Below are 15627 nucleotides of genomic sequence, written 5' to 3'. Positions count from 1 at the left end.
TTTCAAAAATCCACATTATTTTAATAGGAATAGTGTAGATTATTTTTCCCAGATATCACGATGGCTTTTCAGACATTAAAAAATACCCATCTCAAAGCGATATGGGTATTTTGTTCTATATTCAAATATATTGTCTACATAAGTGGCGCTAGCACCCTCATCACAGACCTCCCTACAATCTTGTAGATCGGAGTCTTTTCCACATCTTCTAAAGTGTACTCTCTGCACAGCTTTAATGTATCTAAAAAATCACTCTTTATGTCATCCACCGAACTAGTCTTGTAAAGCCATACACCGCACTCATAGTGAAGGTAGAGACTTCTGTAGTCCATATTTATAGTTCCCACCACGCCGTATTCGTCGTCTACCACAAAAGACTTGGCATGTATAAAACCTGGTGTATACTCGTATATCTTTATTCCATTTCTCAGAAGTATTGGGTAGTACGATCTTGTCATAGAGTGGACTATCTTCTTGTCTGCTATATGCGGAGTGACTATCTTCACGTCTACACCTGACTTGGCCGCCACTGAAAGCGCCACAACCATCTCGGTATCTATTATGAGGTACGGCGTAGTTATATACACATACTTATTGGCCCTATTTATCAGGTTCAAGTATACAGACTCTCCCACAGGCTCTTCGTCAAGCGGGTTGTCTGCAAATGGCTGTACATATCCGTCCCCAAAGTCTTGAAGCTCCTCTCTTAGAGGCTTGAACAGCGAGTAGTCCTCGTCTATTTCATTTACATAGTCCCAGAGCGAAAGAAACATCACCGAAAGACTCCAGGCGGCCTCCCCTTTAAGCATTATAGCGGTGTCTTTCCAATGTCCGAACTTCTCGTATTCATTTATATACTCATCAGCTAGATTTATGCCTCCTGTAAACCCCGTATGGCCATCTATTACAGTTATCTTTCTGTGGTTTCTGTTGTTGAGCCGTGAAGACAGCACTGGGGCAAAAGGGTTGAATACAGCGCATTTTATGCCCTTCGACTCAAGCAGCTTGTCATAGCCTTTCGGAAGCTTAGTTATACAGCCTACGTCGTCATACATAACTCTTACGTCTACGCCTTCGGCGACTTTCGCCTCGAGTATCTCCAGTATTTCTCCCCACATCTTGCCCTCTTCTATTATGAAGTACTCCATAAATATATACCTCTTGGCTTTTCTAAGCTCTTCTTTCAGAACTTTAAACTTGGCCTCACCAGATGGAAGGTACTTTGTGAGAGTGTTGTTATACGGGGGCGAGTACGCATAGTCCTGTATATACTTGGCCTGATTTGCGGCCGAACTGCATTCACTCTCAAGTGCATCTATAGTTGTGCCTTTTTCCGCAAGAGCTTCCTTTAACTTCAGCTCTACTGAGTTCATCTTCCGCCTTACCCTCTTGCTGAGCTTCTTTCCTCCGAAAAAGATATAGAAAAGCCCTCCGAATATAGGGAACAGCATGATTGGAATCATCCAAGCTATCTTGTAGCCCGAGGTCATGTCGCTGTTTATTATCAGCACAACTGCAACTATGCTCAGCACTATGCTCCCTGCATAGAAAAAGGCGAAGTAATGCCTGAACTCGATTATTATGACTATCAAAAATGTAATCTGTACAAAAAGAGCCATGGCTGTAAGCACGGCTCTGTGAAACATCAAGTTGAAAAGTTTTCGCAAGTTTCTCCCCCCTTGGATCTCCTATCTTATGTCTACCAAGAAATCATCAGACAGCGATATCTCGTCAAATGTGGCCATATTGTTCATCATTGCGCAGGCCATGTCCACTATTTGAAATCCCATGGGACATCCGCTGCCCTCTCCTAGCCTCATGTCCATATCTAGAAACGGTCTGAGTCCAAGCTCTTCCATCACTATACGGTAGGCCGGCTCCATGGAGATATGGGACGGAAGAATATAGCCCTTTACATTGGGATTTAGCCTGCAAGCCAAAAGCGCCGCCACGGCTGAAATCACTCCGTCTACGAATACTGGGATCCTGTGGTATGCCGCTCCTAAAAAGCAGCCCGTAAGTCCGCCTATGTCCAGTCCCCCTACTTTTGAGAGCACATCTATAGGGTCTGAAGAATCAGGTCTGTTCAAGCTTATAGCATTCGATATTACCTCTTTCTTTTTTCTGTAAGCTTCATCGTCAAGCCCTGCTCCCTTTCCTATCGCCTCTTCTCCACACCCTGTAAGCACCATAGCCACAGCACTTGAAGTCGAGGTGTTTCCTATTCCCATCTCCCCTGTTCCGAGGATGCTGTAGCCTTCCGCTACAAGCTCTTCCACTATCTCTATGCCAGCCTCTATAGAAGCTATGGCCTCATCCCTAGTCATTGCAGGCCCTTTAGCCATGTTGTCAGTGCCGTGCTTTATCTTTCTAACTAAAAGCCCTGGGTAATCCAAGTCCGACTTTACACCTATATCTACAACTCTTATGTCGCTTCCTGCGGCTTTCGAAAGCACGCTTATCCCTGTTATTCCCTTGAGCATGTTTACAGTCTGCATAGCCGTTATCTCCTGCGGACTAGAGGCCACGCCCTCTTCCACCACTCCGTTGTCTGAGCTCATAACCACAGTGCATTTTTTTTCGAAACTGTTGTTCACTCTCCCAGTTATTCCTGCAAGCTGTACCGCCAAGTCCTCCAGCCTTCCGAGGCTTCCTATCGGCTTTATAAGGGAGTCCACCCTAGCAGAGGCACTCTCTTTTGCGCTCTCGTCTGCTGGAACTATCTTTTCTATTATCGTATCTAGTTTGTTCATCTACTGCAATCCCTCTTTCAGTGTTTATTTTATGTAGCAAAGCGGCTACCTGTGACATAATGCTTATTATATCATCACCGTAGCCGCTTTGACTAATCTTTGTATCCATTTGGATTTTTTCTATGCCATGTCCATGCGTCACCTATGATTTTTTCGATATCTCCAAATTCAGGGTTCCAGCCTAAAACAGATTTGGCCTTCTCGGAGGAAGCTATAAGCACGTCAGGATCTCCGACTCTCCTGTCTTTGACTTCATGATCTATAGTTGCTTTCGTAACTCTCTCTACAGATTTCAGGACTTCTTTTACAGAGTATCCTCTTCCATTCCCCAAGTTGAATATATCGCTCTTCCCAGTATTTCTAAGGTAATTTATAGACAGATAGTGGGCAGCTGACAAGTCCTGCACATGAACATAGTCTCTTATACATGTTCCATCCTCGGTCTCATAGTCGTCCCCAAATAGAAATACCTTCTCCCTCTGTCCTAGCAGCTTCTGAAGCAGAATAGGTATGAGATGTGTTTCAGGGCTATGGTCCTCACCTATGCTCCCCTCGGCCCCTGCTGCATTAAAGTACCTTAGCGATACATGCTTTATTCCATGCGCCACTTCAAACCACTTCATCATATTTTCTATAACAAGCTTTGTCTCTCCGTAAGCATTGGTCGGAATTGTTTTTGCAGACTCCACAATGGGAATCCGATCGGGCTCGCCGTATACAGCTGCACTTGAAGAAAACACTATATTGTAAACCCCATTTTTTTTCATAGAGTCCAGCAAGCACAGTGTACCATATACGTTGTTATGGTAGTAGCTATATGGATCCTTCATACTCTCTCCTACTATTGAGTTTGCCGCAAAGTGTACAACTTCTTTTACTGCATGTTTTTGGAATATTCTGTCCATCGAATCCCTGTCCCTTATATCTGCTTTGTAAAAGCTCTCAACATCTACAGAGCTTCTATGCCCGCTTTGCAGGTTGTCTACTACGACTACATCTTCCCCCTTATGCTGGAGGTATTTTACTGTGTGAGAGCCTATGTATCCTGCTCCTCCTGTAACCAAAATGCTCATCTCAATTCCCCTCTGCTTTCTTCTCCTTAAAAAGTTCAGGAGCCACCTTTATATATATATTCTGCATTTCACTCATGGCGTTTGAAATGTCAAACTTCTCTATAGCTTTACGTGCTTCTTCTGTAAGCCTCTCTGCAAGACCTTTCTCGTTTCTGATTCTGCTTATCGACCTTGCAATACAGTCCGAATCCATAGGTTCACACAGAAGTGCCGTCTTCTCATCTATGCAGTAATCCGATACGCCTCGTCTATTAGACGCCACCACTGGAACTCCAGCCGCCATGGCCTCCAGTCCCGCTATAGCTAGACCTTCGTGAAGCGAAGGGAATACGAAGACATCTGAAGATTTCAGTATCTCATTTATATCAGTCCTATACTCTAGAAAAATCACTTTTTCGCTAAGCTCATGCTCAAGGCACAACTGCTTAAGCTCATGCTCTAGCACACCTTTTCCGCATATTATATACTTTATATCTGAGCTGTCCAGCTTTGAAATCGCCTTTATAACGCTTTGATGATTTTTCCTCTTAGTTAAATCCCCTACAGATATGACTACAAACTCCTCTTCGAGGATCTCTAACTCTTCTCTCTTTTTCTCTTTATCTACTTCCACATTTTTAAATTTTGCTACATCAAAGCCTATGCCTGGAATGGAGTAATGCTCTCTACATTTGAACTTTTGTACAATATCAGCGTCCTCTTTGTTCATAGTTATAAGCACATCTGTATATCTTGACAAGAATCTCTCTACAGGATAGTAGATTAACCAGTTTATTTTCGGTGCCCCTTTGCAAAAGTGAAAGCCATGGGCAGTATATATTACCTTCGTTCCCTGTTTCCTAAGTCCTCTAGAGGCAAGTCTTCCCAGCACTCCCCCCATAGGAGTATGACAGTGAACTATATCGTATTTTTCCGACTCAACTATCCCTTTAAGTTGCTTGTACGCCTTTATATTCTGAAAGCTATAGGGTGACCGCTTTATCGATATGTCAAAATTCTTGTCCACATAAGGCACATCCGTCCACTTAGGAATGCTCTCGTCTCCGCTTCCAGCTACATGGACCTCAAATCCCTGACTTTTCAGCCACTTAAGATAGGGCATGTGAAAGGACGTTATATGGCGATATACATTTGCGACATATAGAATCTTCATCTTTATATCTCCTTATCCTCTTGTATTTCTGCTTCCACTATAGTCTTAAGGTATTTCATCAGCCCTTCCCTTAAGTCTTCTCTCCTCAAGGCCATCTCAACAGTGGCCTCCAAGAACCCTTGCTTATCCCCAACGTCATATCGCTTGCCTTCGAATACATACGCATACACAGCTTCTATCTTGGCAAGACTCTTCAATGCATCTGTAAGCTGTATCTCTCCCCCGACTCCTGGCGGTGTGTTCTCCAGAATCTCAAATATATCCGGGCTTAAAATATACCTTCCCAATATGGCCACATTTGAAGGTGCTTCTTCAACTTTAGGTTTCTCCACAAGATCCTTAACCTTGTAGACACCTTCTTCGATTGCTTTTCCTTCCACTATTCCGTACTTACTGACCTCTGATTTTTCCACTTCCTGAACTCCCAGTATAGTTGTCTTGTACTCATTGTACACTTCTATCATCTGTTTAAGGCAGGGCTTTTCAGAATATACTATATCGTCTCCTAAAAGCACCGCAAAAGGTTCGTCTCCTATAAAGCTTCTGGCACAGCTTACAGCATGGCCTAGACCCTTAGGCTCTTTCTGTCTTATATAGTATATATCGGCCATGTCGGATATCCTTCTAACTTCCTCAAGCATCTTTGTCTTACCCTTTTTTTCAAGCTCTATCTCGAGCTCTATAGACCTGTCGAAATGGTCCTCTATACTCTTCTTGTTTCTTCCTGTTATTATCAGTATCTCCTCTATGCCTGAATCTACAGCTTCTTCAATTATATACTGCAGAGTAGGCTTGTCGACCACCGGCAGCATCTCCTTTGGCTGGGCCTTTGTGGCAGGCAAAAACCTTGTGCCAAGACCCGCAGCTGGTATAATAGCCTTCCTAACTTTCATCTCTATTCCCCCTCTCAGTCGCCTCTATCGTGTCTTCAAACTCAAACAGCTGATAGTCTTTTCCGTACTCTGACATCTTTTTATCGTAAGTAAGGCTCCCAAAGACTTTCTCAACTGTCCCTGTCTTAAGTACTCGTATAATTGGATTGAGCAGCCTTGTCATCATTATTTTCTTTCCATTATGCTTTCCTATAAGCTTAACCATTTCACTTGTACAGACATACTCGCTGTTTTGAGGAAAAAAAAGCCCGTCTCTTTCGTCGTCTATAAGGTGTCTTGTAAATTCAGAGAGATGGTCTATGTACACCATGCTCCGACTGTTCTCTATCTGTGGGAATATAGGTATTTTTCTGGCAAGCTTCGCCAGCTTAGGATAGTTGCCCTTGCACCCTTTTCCGTAGACCATAGGCGGCCTTAAGACTGCCACTTTAAAGCACTCTTCCCTAAGATCCTCTAGTAGCTCTTCAGCCTGAATTTTGGACTTCCCATAGCTAGTGTTAGGACTCATTGGAGTATTCCTGTCTATGATTCCGCTTTCAAGACCGTACACACTCATAGTGCTCAAGAACACAAACTGCTTGACCCCTTCCGCTTTCGCCTTTTTGGCCACTTCAAAGGCCAAGTCTCTGTTGACCTTGTAATAAGAGTCCCTGTTTTCAGGTGTTTCCTTTATATGAACTATTCCTGCAACATGAAAAACCGAGTCGTAGTTCGAAAAATCCACGTCTTTCCAGCTTTCTCCCCTTAGGGATATCTTGTCCACCATGTACTTTTCATCGCTTTTTTTAAGCCAGCTTTCTAGAGAATTCCCAATGTAGCTGCTTGTCCCTGTTATCAGAAGTTTTTTCATACCTGCACCTCCTATCTCGCATCTGAATAGACTATTTTGAGTTTTTCTTGTTTTGGCCTCCGCCTTCTGCAAAACCTTCGCTTTTCACTACTGCCACAAAGGTTCCGAAAAAGCATTTCAAGTCCATTCCAATCCCCATATTTTCAACATAGTAGCCATCTAGTTTGGCTTTTTCCTCTATGCTTATCTCATCTCTTCCGTGTATCTGCGCCCAGCCTGTAAGTCCAGGCCTTATGTTATTTGCCCCGTACTTGTCTCTCTCGTCTAAAAGATCATACTGGTTCCATAGGGCGGGTCTAGGCCCAACTATGCTCATCTCTCCTTTAAGTATGTTGAATATCTGTGGCAGCTCGTCAAGACTTGTCTTCCTTAGCACCTTTCCCACTTTAGTTATATACTGTTCAGGATTTTCAAGCATATGGGTCGGAGTGTCTTTCGGAGTATCTATGCTCATGGTTCTGAACTTCAGTATGTCGAAATTGCCTCTGTTTATGCCCACCCGCTTCTGTCTAAAAAGTATAGGCCCCGGTGAGTCCAGCTTTATAAGAATAAGCAGTGCGATTATTATTGGAGAAATCACTATTATTCCAAGTCCTGAAATAACTATATCCATTGCTCTCTTGAACTTCATGTACATTTAGATCACATCCTGTATATTCAATATATTTTGTATCAATCCCTGTTTCCCCTAAGCTGCTTTATTGTTGCAATTAGATAGCCTAGACTCTCAATCCTAAATATTCTAGCAATACCTATGTATACAGTAACCCCTGTGACAACTTGGAACATAAGTTTTTGCCAGTCTGCAATGTCCAAGAAGTTTATACAGTAAACTACAGCTCCCATTGCAATCGAAGCCATTAGGGAAGGCAGTATGTCCTTAAATTGTTCAGCATGACCGTAGCCTGTCAGCTTAAATACTAGCCTTGTAACTATCAATATATCTATCAAGGAGCTCAGCACAAGCCCAAACGCTATTGCATATACTCCTCTTGGAACACTTACAAGCAGTATCATTATGCCCATCGTAGTGCTTACAATCTCTCGCTTTAAAATTATATCGCTCCTTCCAAGTGCCATTATGACCTGAAGGTTTGGAGTCATAACGGGCCATAGGGCATAATAAAGGCAGAATATCTGTAAAAACGGCACAGCTTTCATCCACTTTTCAGTGAGCAAAATCCTGATTACAGGTTCTCCCACTGCGGCTAAACCTGCCATCATTGGAAATATGACAAAGGTTGAGGTGAGTATAGTCCTCTTGAGCATGTTCTTGACTTTCGCTATATCCTCTTGATAATGGGATAGCGTAGGAAGCATAACCGCCTGTATTGATTCATTTATATTGGTCATTATCAGCTTTGGCAGATTATTCCCTCTGTTGTAGAACCCAAGTGTTGCTGAGTTATAGGCCCTTACGATTATTAGATTTATAATGTTTTCATAAAAAGTATAGATCATGTTTGAAGCCATTATTTTGGAGCTATATGAAAATAGCGTCTTTATCTTGTCTACTGAAAATACAAGTTTCGGCCTCCACTTTACAGTGAACCAAATCACTATAGCGACTATTAATTGCTTTATAAGATTGTTCAAAACAAGTGCCCATACACCTAACCCCATGTACGCAGCAAGCACACCTACTATCCCTGCTAATACTGTGCCTAGCAATGTGCTTTTAAACAACTCCCTGAACATCATATTCCTAGAGAGATACGCTCCTTGACACAAGCTGAATCCACCGATAAAAAGCGTCAGAGACAGAACTCTTGCCACAGAAACTATTCTTTCATCATTGTAAAAATCAGCTATATAGGGAGCAGACACAAACAGCACTATGTACAGGAGTACTGAAATAGACAGGTTAAGGTAAAAAACAGAGGAGAAGTCCGCCTCATCTACATTCTTTTTCTGTATAAGAGCTATATTCAGACCACTTTCTAAAAACACATTCGCAATAACTATAAAAGTACTCACCAAAACTATAAGTCCATATTCTTCAGGCATCAAAAACCTAGCCAATAAAATTTGAACTGCTGCCTGTACTAGCTGCGCTCCTCCTCTTTCCATCAACTTCCAAGCCATTGAGTAAAGAACCTTTGATTTTGTTATCTCTGTTTTCATTTTTTGAGCTTCCTCTCGAACTTAGATAAGTATTTTAACTTAGTCATATTGATACCCTCTGACCCTTAGATTAAACAGACTAGCAATTCAGCTCGATTATGGCAAAATAAAAAAAGATACGACACCAATTAAATCGTGTCGTATCTTTTTTTATTTAAACTATATTCCTTTGTTTCCTTGGAAAACAAAGCCGCCGTCATTCATTCCATATCCATAGCTGCTAAACCCTATTATCTCGTTATTAGTGAAGCTGTTAGCTCCCTTTACAGAGTTTGCATAGCTTATCCCTAGATAAAGCGTTGGGTATGCTCCTCTGTCAAAAGTATTGCCTGTCACGTTTATTCCAGTGTTTTCACTTGCAATGTGCAAGAAGCTGTTCTTATTAGGGAATGCTTCTGTACCTATGTTCTTCATAGTGTTTCCTGATACCTCAGTATTTCTAACTCCCTCTGCAAGGTTTATTCCATAGCTTTTCATATCGTGGAAGTTGTTGTTCTTTATAGCAAGGTTTTCTGCATAAGCTGCGTATATCACATTGTGATAAGAGTCGCTAGAAAGATGTGCTGCTCCTGAAACACTTATCTCATTTTCAGATATATTTTGGTTCGAACCTGAAATGTGGATTCCTGTTGCGAGCACTTTTGAAATCTTGTTCCCAACGATTTGCTCTCCGCCACCACTTAGCATCATCCCTACATTTTGACCAACTAGATTGTTTCCATTTATAGACACCCCAGGAGTTGTGCTGTAAACACCCATGCTTGTATGTGCCTTGCTGTCGTCTGAGATTATGTTGTTTCCACTTATTACAACTCCGCTAGACTCTGCCGAAAGTGTTCCTACGGCTACAGATGACTGTCCAACGTTATAGTTGTTTACAGTTATGTTGTTGTTGGACATATCAAGTCCATTTGACTTGCCTTCTGCAAGTATTCCATGTCTTGACCCATTTATTGTGTTTCCATTTATCTTTATGTTTTCAGACATGCTGTTCGGCCTATCATTGAACATATTGCTGAAAAGCACTCCTGAAAATGCATTGCCTTCAAATTTGTTTCCCGATATTTCAACGTTTTTAACTCCAACATGATCGTAGCTCTCTATCTCTATATCGATACCGCTCTTCGGTTCGTGTTTTGTCTGATTTGAAAATTCGCTGTTCAGTATTTTTATATTAGATCCAGTTGCTATAGTTAGCCCCTGTCTTCCATTATTATGACTTTTTACATTTCTAATCTCTATATCACTTGATCTAGTTCCTCCACTTTGATCTATGGCATAGTCTGTAATCATAATACCATCATCTTCCATCTTGGTGATTTCTGTCCCATCTACATATATGTTTTTAGATCCATTAATTATGCTTATTCCATAGCATGCATTGTGAGTGTTAGCTGGATGTGTATCTTTATCTCCTACAAGCTTTCCACCTACGATTTTTACATTCGACTTGTTGTTTACAGTTATCAGTGAGTATCCAGGCTTGTTAACAGTATTTGTAACCAGAACAGCATTGCTAGACATCTCAAGTGTCATATTGCTCTGCAAAAGTATTCCACCTGTTTTAGCGTAGTCCCCTTCTATTCCAGTAGCGGAAACGCCTTCTGCTTTTATCAGGTAATTTCCTGAAGGGATTACGACTTTTTGTATTCCATTTTGACTCGCATGCTTTACAGCACTGTTTATAGCTTGAGTTGCGTCTGTTGCAGGCTTTGTGAAAGCCGCATCAGCGTAGTAGTTTCCATTGCTCGGGTTGTAGTAGTTTGCATCTGCCACAGCTCCAAAATCAATTACATTTACTGCTGATGTATCTATCGCTGATCCCAACTGTGTTTCTCCTGTCGTTGCATTCTCTGTATTAGTAACTTCAGTCTGCACTGGCTTCGTCTCCTCAACCACTGGCTCGACAGGCTGCACCACTACAGGCGTTGGCTTTCTCTTGATTGTTTTGAAACTTCTAAAGCCTCTTGCCTCTACAGGTATAGAACTGATCATTCCCAATGCCATAACGCTCACCAATGTCAAACTCAAAATTCTCTTTTTCATTTTTATTTCCTCCTTGGTAATCCAGCCACCATAGAACTTTCGTTCTTTAGGTCTGTTTGACTTTGCGTCCTAGCCTTTCAGCTAGTTTGCCCTTTAACCAGAGTTAAAGTAATATATTATATTGTATTGTTTACACTATATATATCGTCACTACAAAAGTTAAGTTTATATTTTTTTATAATTTTCTGTTAACTTTTTTGCTGGAATTCTTATTACTAAAGACATTCTACATCACAAAAATTACAAAGTAAAGCTTTTTATTGTTAACTACGTTTTTTAGTTCTGTAGTCACAAAAGAGAAGGCATGCCTTCTCTTTTTTAAATGTCGCTATTCAAGAATAGTCGTTCTACAACTCCCGGAATCTCTTCCTGGTCTACGATTATATAAGATATCCCGTTTATCATGCCTGGTGTACCTGGTAGGGTCTCCATCTGGAGTTCCGATATGTCCAGTCCTCTTAGCTTCAAAGCATAGCCCAGTGCTGTGCTTAACGGCACATTAGTCTCAACATGGTTTAAACTAGATTTTATCATAGAAGATATCTTGACTATATTTCTAGTTTCAGCCATCTTAGATACAAGGCTCTTTATGAATTCCTGCTGGGCTTTTATTCTGCCTAGGTCTTGATTGTAGTATCCTTTTCTATGTCTTAAGAACAGCTCTGCTTGTCCTCCGTCTAGTGTCTGAACTCCAGGCTCAAGACCTTCTATACCGCTTGGAACATCTACTTCTATGCCCCCTAGCACATCGACCACTTCTTCCACTATCTTATAATCCACTCTCACATGGTATTCTATGTCCATATCAAGCAAATTATTTATTGAGGCCAACGAAAGATCCGCTCCACCGTAAGCATGGGCATGGTTTATTTTGTCCAGCCCATATCCTGGAATCAGTGTTCTTGTGTCTCTAGGCACAGAAAGCACCGCTACCTTCCCTGTTTTCTCAAAGTACTTGCACACCATGAGTGTATCTGTTCTCTCTCCGTCGTCTACTCCCATCAGCAAGAACGTTATATCTCCTTTTGCTTCTTCAACATCATCTGCTTCTACTTCTGGAGTATCTTCACCTTCTTGCTTGTCGTCCATCTTCGGACTGTCCTCTGGCTTCTCCGAAACTGGCCCTGGTGAATCTGTGCCGCCCCCTAGGAATACATATGCCCCTGCAACTACTCCAATCAAAATCGAAAACACTGCGATCACAGCAATTATCTTTTTTTTCATAAAATCAGCCCCTCTATTTTTAAGACCCTAAAAAGTAGTATAGTATAGCTCCTATTATGAATACAGTTATTACGACTATAGGTGAGAGTTTCAAACTGTGTAGAAATAGCTCCGTAAAGCTTCTGGACTCTTTCTTTTCAACAGATTTACCTGATAGCATTGAACTCGGGTTTTCCACAAAGAGTCTGTCAGCTTCTGCTCTAGAGCATATCCTGCTGACAACTCTATAGGCTCTCTTAAGCAATGGCTTTCTCTTCTCTGGAGAGTGACCGTCCGAGCCTATGAAATCTATATGACCTTTTTTCAAAAGCTTCTTCATTGTGCTCTCCATAGTATTTCCATACTTCCCCACAAGAGTAGCTCCCGTTATTTGAATATATGCGCCCTCATCTCTCAGCTTCTCTATATTCTCCTCGCTACTCCATATATCCCTATACTTGTCTATATGTGCGATTACCGGCTTAAAACCCCTTATAGTAAATTCGTACACAGCGTCAGATATTTTTTCGTAGGTTGCATCCGATTCAAATTCCAGCAGTACACAGTCTGTCCCCTCTATTGTGAAGTCATATGGTGGACTGTCCAGTATCTCTAGGTATCCGTCTCTCACAAAAAACTCAGCCCCGCTGTATATTTTAAAGCCGGGATACAATTCGCTTGCCATACTCTTTATCTCTGCTAGCGACTCCTCGTAAACTCTCGTTGCTCCAAAGTCCAGTGGGTGATTTCTGTGAGAAGTGGCCACTACCCCCCTTATCCCGTCATTATACATCATTTCTATCATCTGCTTGGCTTCTTCAGCGCTGTCTGGCCCATCGTCCACTCCAGGCACTATATGGCAATGTATATCTATCATCTTTGAATAACTCTCCATTTCTATTTAGTCACTTTTAGTATCTGTAATTCCTCTGTACTTAGGTATAAGCTCTTTTATTCGCTGCTCCATAAGCTCAAGATCCTTGCTCGCAAGCGCCTCGTTTATGGACTGCATCGCCTTCTCTACTTCACTTGAATCCATCTCAACTGGGTGTACTACAAATATCTTCTTGTGAAGCGTATCCATTACTCCCTCTTCACTTAGCATCAATTCTTCATAGAGCTTTTCACCGGGTCTGAGTCCTACGAACTCTATACTTATGTCCTCATATGGCTCAAACCCTGAGAGTCTTATAAGGTCTTTTGCCAAGTTTAATATCTTTACAGGCTCTCCCATATCCAAGACAAATATCTCGCCTCCGACAGACATAGATCCTGCCTGAAGAACCAATAGGACAGCCTCAGGTATAGTCATGAAATACCTTATTATATCAGGATGTGTAAGAGTCACAGGGCCACCCTGTTCTATCTGCTTTTTAAAGAGCGGTATTACAGACCCGTTGCTCCCAAGTACATTCCCGAACCTTACAGCCATATACTCTGTTTTTATATACTTTTGATTTAAGTTCTGTATACAAATCTCAGCAAGTCTTTTGCTCGCCCCCATTATGTTGGTCGGATTTACAGCCTTATCTGTAGATATCATCACAAAGCGCTCTACTCCATATCTACCTGCAATTTCAGCTGTGTTCAATGTTCCTAAAGAGTTGTTTTTTATAGCCTCAAAAGGACTCTCCTGCATCAGAGGCACGTGTTTATGAGCGGCTGCATGAAATACCAAATTAGGCCTGTATTTTGCAAACACTTCTTCAAGCCTAACTCTATCTCTTATCGATCCTATAAGCACTTTCAAGTCTAGTTCATCTCTATAACTTCTTTTAAGCTCATTCTGAATATCGTACGCATTGTTTTCATATATGTCGAAGATTATAAGTGTCGACGGCCTGAACTTTGATATCTGCCTGCAAAGCTCAGATCCGATAGATCCGCCTCCTCCAGTGACTAGAATCACCTTCCCAGATACATATCTCTCTATCTCAGGGTTGTCAATCTCGACCGGATCCCTTCCAAGAAGATCCTCTATCTCTACATTTCTTATACTTTCAATCTCTATCTTGCCATCTATGAGGTCATATAGACTTGGCACTGTCTTGAGCTTTACATCTAATTTCTTGCATTTATCGAAAATTTCTCTACGCCTCTTATTTCCCAGAGATGGTATTGAAATTATGATTTCGTCTATATCAAGTTCATCCACTACTTGTCCAACTTCATTTATTTTCGAAAGCACAGGCACGCCTTGAAGAAGCTCTCCTATCTTGCCTTCATCGTCGTCTAGATATCCAACAACTTTTTTTCTGTCTTGAATATGGCTCTGTATCTCTTTCGCCGTCATGACGCCAGAATCTCCAGCTCCTATTATAAGCACCCTCGACCGACTTCCGCTTAAAAACCCTGATGATTTATTTGGTATATATACTTTTATAACCCTAAGCATCCTATACCCAAACCTTATTCCACCTGCGGTCGCCATGAGCATAAGTCCGTTTATGACGTAGAAATTGCTCACCATATCTATATAGCTCATCCTGAATGCTAAATACACAAGAAAAACTCCAAACAAAGATGCAGTTATTACAGATATAAACTCCTTTATGCTTGCATACTTCCACAAACTGTCATAGAGTCCAAACAGATAAAATACTCCTAGTACAAAGACAGAGTAAATTGGCCTGTACTCCAAGAGTATCTCTCTGTACTTCAGAAACTCAGATGTAGACTCAAAGTTGAATCCAACCTTCAGCGCAAGTATCGCTGAAATATTTACAAAAAGCAAATCCAGCATAAAAAGCAGAACTGCTTTTGTCCTCTTATTTTTAACTATTCTCCCCATTTTTATCGCCTCACTCAGACTTTCACTTTACAGGTCTTTTGGTGATTTCAATATTTTAGTCCGTTTTTTTATCGTCATAGTAATAATAATTGTGATACTCCTTGTATTTCACCGGCGTCCTGTTAAGTACTGCGCCTATGATATTGGCACCCACTTTTTTAAGTGAGTCCACAGCTTTTCTGGTTGACTCCACTTCTGCAGCACCTGATGCACACACCAGCACTACTCCATCCATATAAGTGGCCATGACAGTTGCATCTGTAACAGGCAGTATTGGTGGCGAATCCACCATAACATAGTCGTAGTCCTTCTTGAACTCCTCCATGAGCTTTCTCATTGAGTTGGAGTATAGGAGCTCTGAAGGATTTCTAGGCACTTTTCCGGCTGTGAGCACGTCTAGATTGTCGTGGGTCATTATGTGATTCAAATACTCCTTGTGGTCCTTTCCCTTAAGCAGCACATCTGTTACACCGTACTTGTTTGTAATTCCAAAAGCCTTGTGTATGCTTGGGTTTCGAAAGTCGCAGTCCACCACTAGCACTCTATGTCCTGCATCCGCCATAGTAAGAGCTATATTCGATATCGTAGTGGTCTTTCCCTCAGACTTATTTGTGCTGGTAAACATTATGGTCTTCATCTCTTTGTCTATATTAGCAAACTGTATGTTAGTTCTTATGCTTCTATACGCCTCCGAAATCGGGGATTTTGGCTTCTCGTGCACTATGAGCTGTTTCAATTCTA

At 41.5% G+C, this 15627-nt stretch carries 13 protein-coding genes and 1 riboswitch; all 13 genes read right to left on the bottom strand.

The window, feature by feature from the left end; genetic code table 11:
- Positions 1-134 precede the first annotated feature (134 nt).
- The 13 genes from cls to EUAN_RS08070 all read right to left on the bottom strand — a co-directional run bounded on the left by cls (position 135) and on the right by EUAN_RS08070 (position 15622).
- Positions 135-1646: a cardiolipin synthase gene (cls, locus tag EUAN_RS08130; RefSeq protein WP_071063701.1), complete on the bottom strand. Its 1512-nt coding sequence runs from the start codon at positions 1644-1646 to the stop codon at positions 135-137.
- Between the two features lie 42 nt (positions 1647-1688).
- Complete coding sequence (gene cobT / locus EUAN_RS08125) at positions 1689-2753, bottom strand: nicotinate-nucleotide--dimethylbenzimidazole phosphoribosyltransferase (protein WP_071063534.1); 1065 nt, start codon at positions 2751-2753, stop codon at positions 1689-1691.
- A 92-nt stretch (positions 2754-2845) separates the two neighbouring features.
- Positions 2846-3826: a UDP-glucose 4-epimerase GalE gene (gene galE / locus EUAN_RS08120; protein ID WP_071063531.1), complete on the bottom strand. Its 981-nt coding sequence runs from the start codon at positions 3824-3826 to the stop codon at positions 2846-2848.
- Between the two features lies 1 nt (position 3827).
- A complete protein-coding gene (locus EUAN_RS08115) occupies positions 3828-4979 on the bottom strand; it encodes a glycosyltransferase family 4 protein (RefSeq protein WP_071063529.1) in 1152 nt (383 codons plus the stop codon).
- Positions 4980-4981: 2 nt separating this feature from the next.
- Positions 4982-5872: a UTP--glucose-1-phosphate uridylyltransferase GalU gene (gene galU, locus EUAN_RS08110; protein ID WP_071063526.1), complete on the bottom strand. Its 891-nt coding sequence runs from the start codon at positions 5870-5872 to the stop codon at positions 4982-4984.
- A complete protein-coding gene (locus EUAN_RS08105; protein ID WP_071063524.1) occupies positions 5862-6722 on the bottom strand; it encodes an NAD-dependent epimerase/dehydratase family protein in 861 nt (286 codons plus the stop codon). Before EUAN_RS08105 ends, galU begins: the two co-directional genes overlap by 11 nt.
- A 31-nt stretch (positions 6723-6753) precedes the next feature.
- Positions 6754-7359, bottom strand: a complete 606-nt coding sequence (locus EUAN_RS08100) for a sugar transferase (protein ID WP_071063522.1) — start codon at positions 7357-7359, stop codon at positions 6754-6756.
- 35 nt (positions 7360-7394) lie between these two features.
- Positions 7395-8846 carry a lipopolysaccharide biosynthesis protein gene (locus EUAN_RS08095; protein ID WP_071063520.1) on the bottom strand — a complete coding sequence of 484 codons (1452 nt, stop codon included), beginning with the start codon at positions 8844-8846 and terminating at the stop codon, positions 7395-7397.
- 159 nt (positions 8847-9005) lie between these two features.
- Complete coding sequence (locus EUAN_RS08090; protein WP_071063518.1) at positions 9006-10892, bottom strand: right-handed parallel beta-helix repeat-containing protein; 1887 nt, start codon at positions 10890-10892, stop codon at positions 9006-9008.
- A 12-nt stretch (positions 10893-10904) separates the two neighbouring features.
- A riboswitch (cyclic di-GMP riboswitch) is annotated at positions 10905-10993 on the bottom strand.
- 217 nt (positions 10994-11210) lie between these two features.
- On the bottom strand, positions 11211-12116 hold the full coding sequence (locus tag EUAN_RS08085; protein ID WP_071063515.1) for an LCP family protein: 906 nt from the start codon (positions 12114-12116) through the stop codon (positions 11211-11213).
- A 19-nt stretch (positions 12117-12135) separates the two neighbouring features.
- Entirely contained in the window at positions 12136-12972 is an 837-nt protein-coding gene (locus EUAN_RS08080) for a CpsB/CapC family capsule biosynthesis tyrosine phosphatase (RefSeq protein WP_071063513.1), read from the bottom strand.
- 24 nt (positions 12973-12996) lie between these two features.
- Positions 12997-14838, bottom strand: coding sequence for a polysaccharide biosynthesis protein (locus tag EUAN_RS08075; protein WP_211266329.1), 1842 nt, complete (start codon positions 14836-14838; stop codon positions 12997-12999).
- A 103-nt stretch (positions 14839-14941) separates the two neighbouring features.
- Positions 14942-15622 carry a CpsD/CapB family tyrosine-protein kinase gene (locus tag EUAN_RS08070; RefSeq protein WP_071063509.1) on the bottom strand — a complete coding sequence of 227 codons (681 nt, stop codon included), beginning with the start codon at positions 15620-15622 and terminating at the stop codon, positions 14942-14944.
- Positions 15623-15627: the final 5 nt, after the last annotated feature.

The organism is Andreesenia angusta (assembly GCF_001855385.1).
In the GTDB taxonomy this organism is placed as follows: domain Bacteria; phylum Bacillota; class Clostridia; order Tissierellales; family Gottschalkiaceae; genus Andreesenia; species Andreesenia angusta.
The sequence above is the reverse complement of the archived record's forward strand: the minus strand, read 5'-3'. Positions and strand labels throughout refer to the sequence as shown.

Bases quoted from the DNA above. Each gene is read 5' to 3' on its own strand.
- cobT (WP_071063534.1), bottom strand. From the start codon at position 2,753: ATGAACAAACTAGATACGATAATAGAAAAGATAGTTCCAGCAGACGAG.
- EUAN_RS08105 (WP_071063524.1), bottom strand. From the start codon at position 6,722: ATGAAAAAACTTCTGATAACAGGGACAAGCAGCTACATTGGGAATTCT.
- cls (WP_071063701.1), bottom strand. From the start codon at position 1,646: ATGTTTCACAGAGCCGTGCTTACAGCCATGGCTCTTTTTGTACAGATT.
- galE (WP_071063531.1), bottom strand. From the start codon at position 3,826: ATGAGCATTTTGGTTACAGGAGGAGCAGGATACATAGGCTCTCACACA.
- EUAN_RS08075 (WP_211266329.1), bottom strand. From the start codon at position 14,838: ATGCTGGATTTGCTTTTTGTAAATATTTCAGCGATACTTGCGCTGAAG.
- galU (WP_071063526.1), bottom strand. From the start codon at position 5,872: ATGAAAGTTAGGAAGGCTATTATACCAGCTGCGGGTCTTGGCACAAGG.
- EUAN_RS08085 (WP_071063515.1), bottom strand. From the start codon at position 12,116: ATGAAAAAAAAGATAATTGCTGTGATCGCAGTGTTTTCGATTTTGATT.
- EUAN_RS08090 (WP_071063518.1), bottom strand. From the start codon at position 10,892: ATGAAAAAGAGAATTTTGAGTTTGACATTGGTGAGCGTTATGGCATTG.
- EUAN_RS08080 (WP_071063513.1), bottom strand. From the start codon at position 12,972: ATGATAGATATACATTGCCATATAGTGCCTGGAGTGGACGATGGGCCA.
- EUAN_RS08095 (WP_071063520.1), bottom strand. From the start codon at position 8,846: ATGAAAACAGAGATAACAAAATCAAAGGTTCTTTACTCAATGGCTTGG.
- EUAN_RS08115 (WP_071063529.1), bottom strand. From the start codon at position 4,979: ATGAAGATTCTATATGTCGCAAATGTATATCGCCATATAACGTCCTTT.
- EUAN_RS08100 (WP_071063522.1), bottom strand. From the start codon at position 7,359: ATGTACATGAAGTTCAAGAGAGCAATGGATATAGTTATTTCAGGACTT.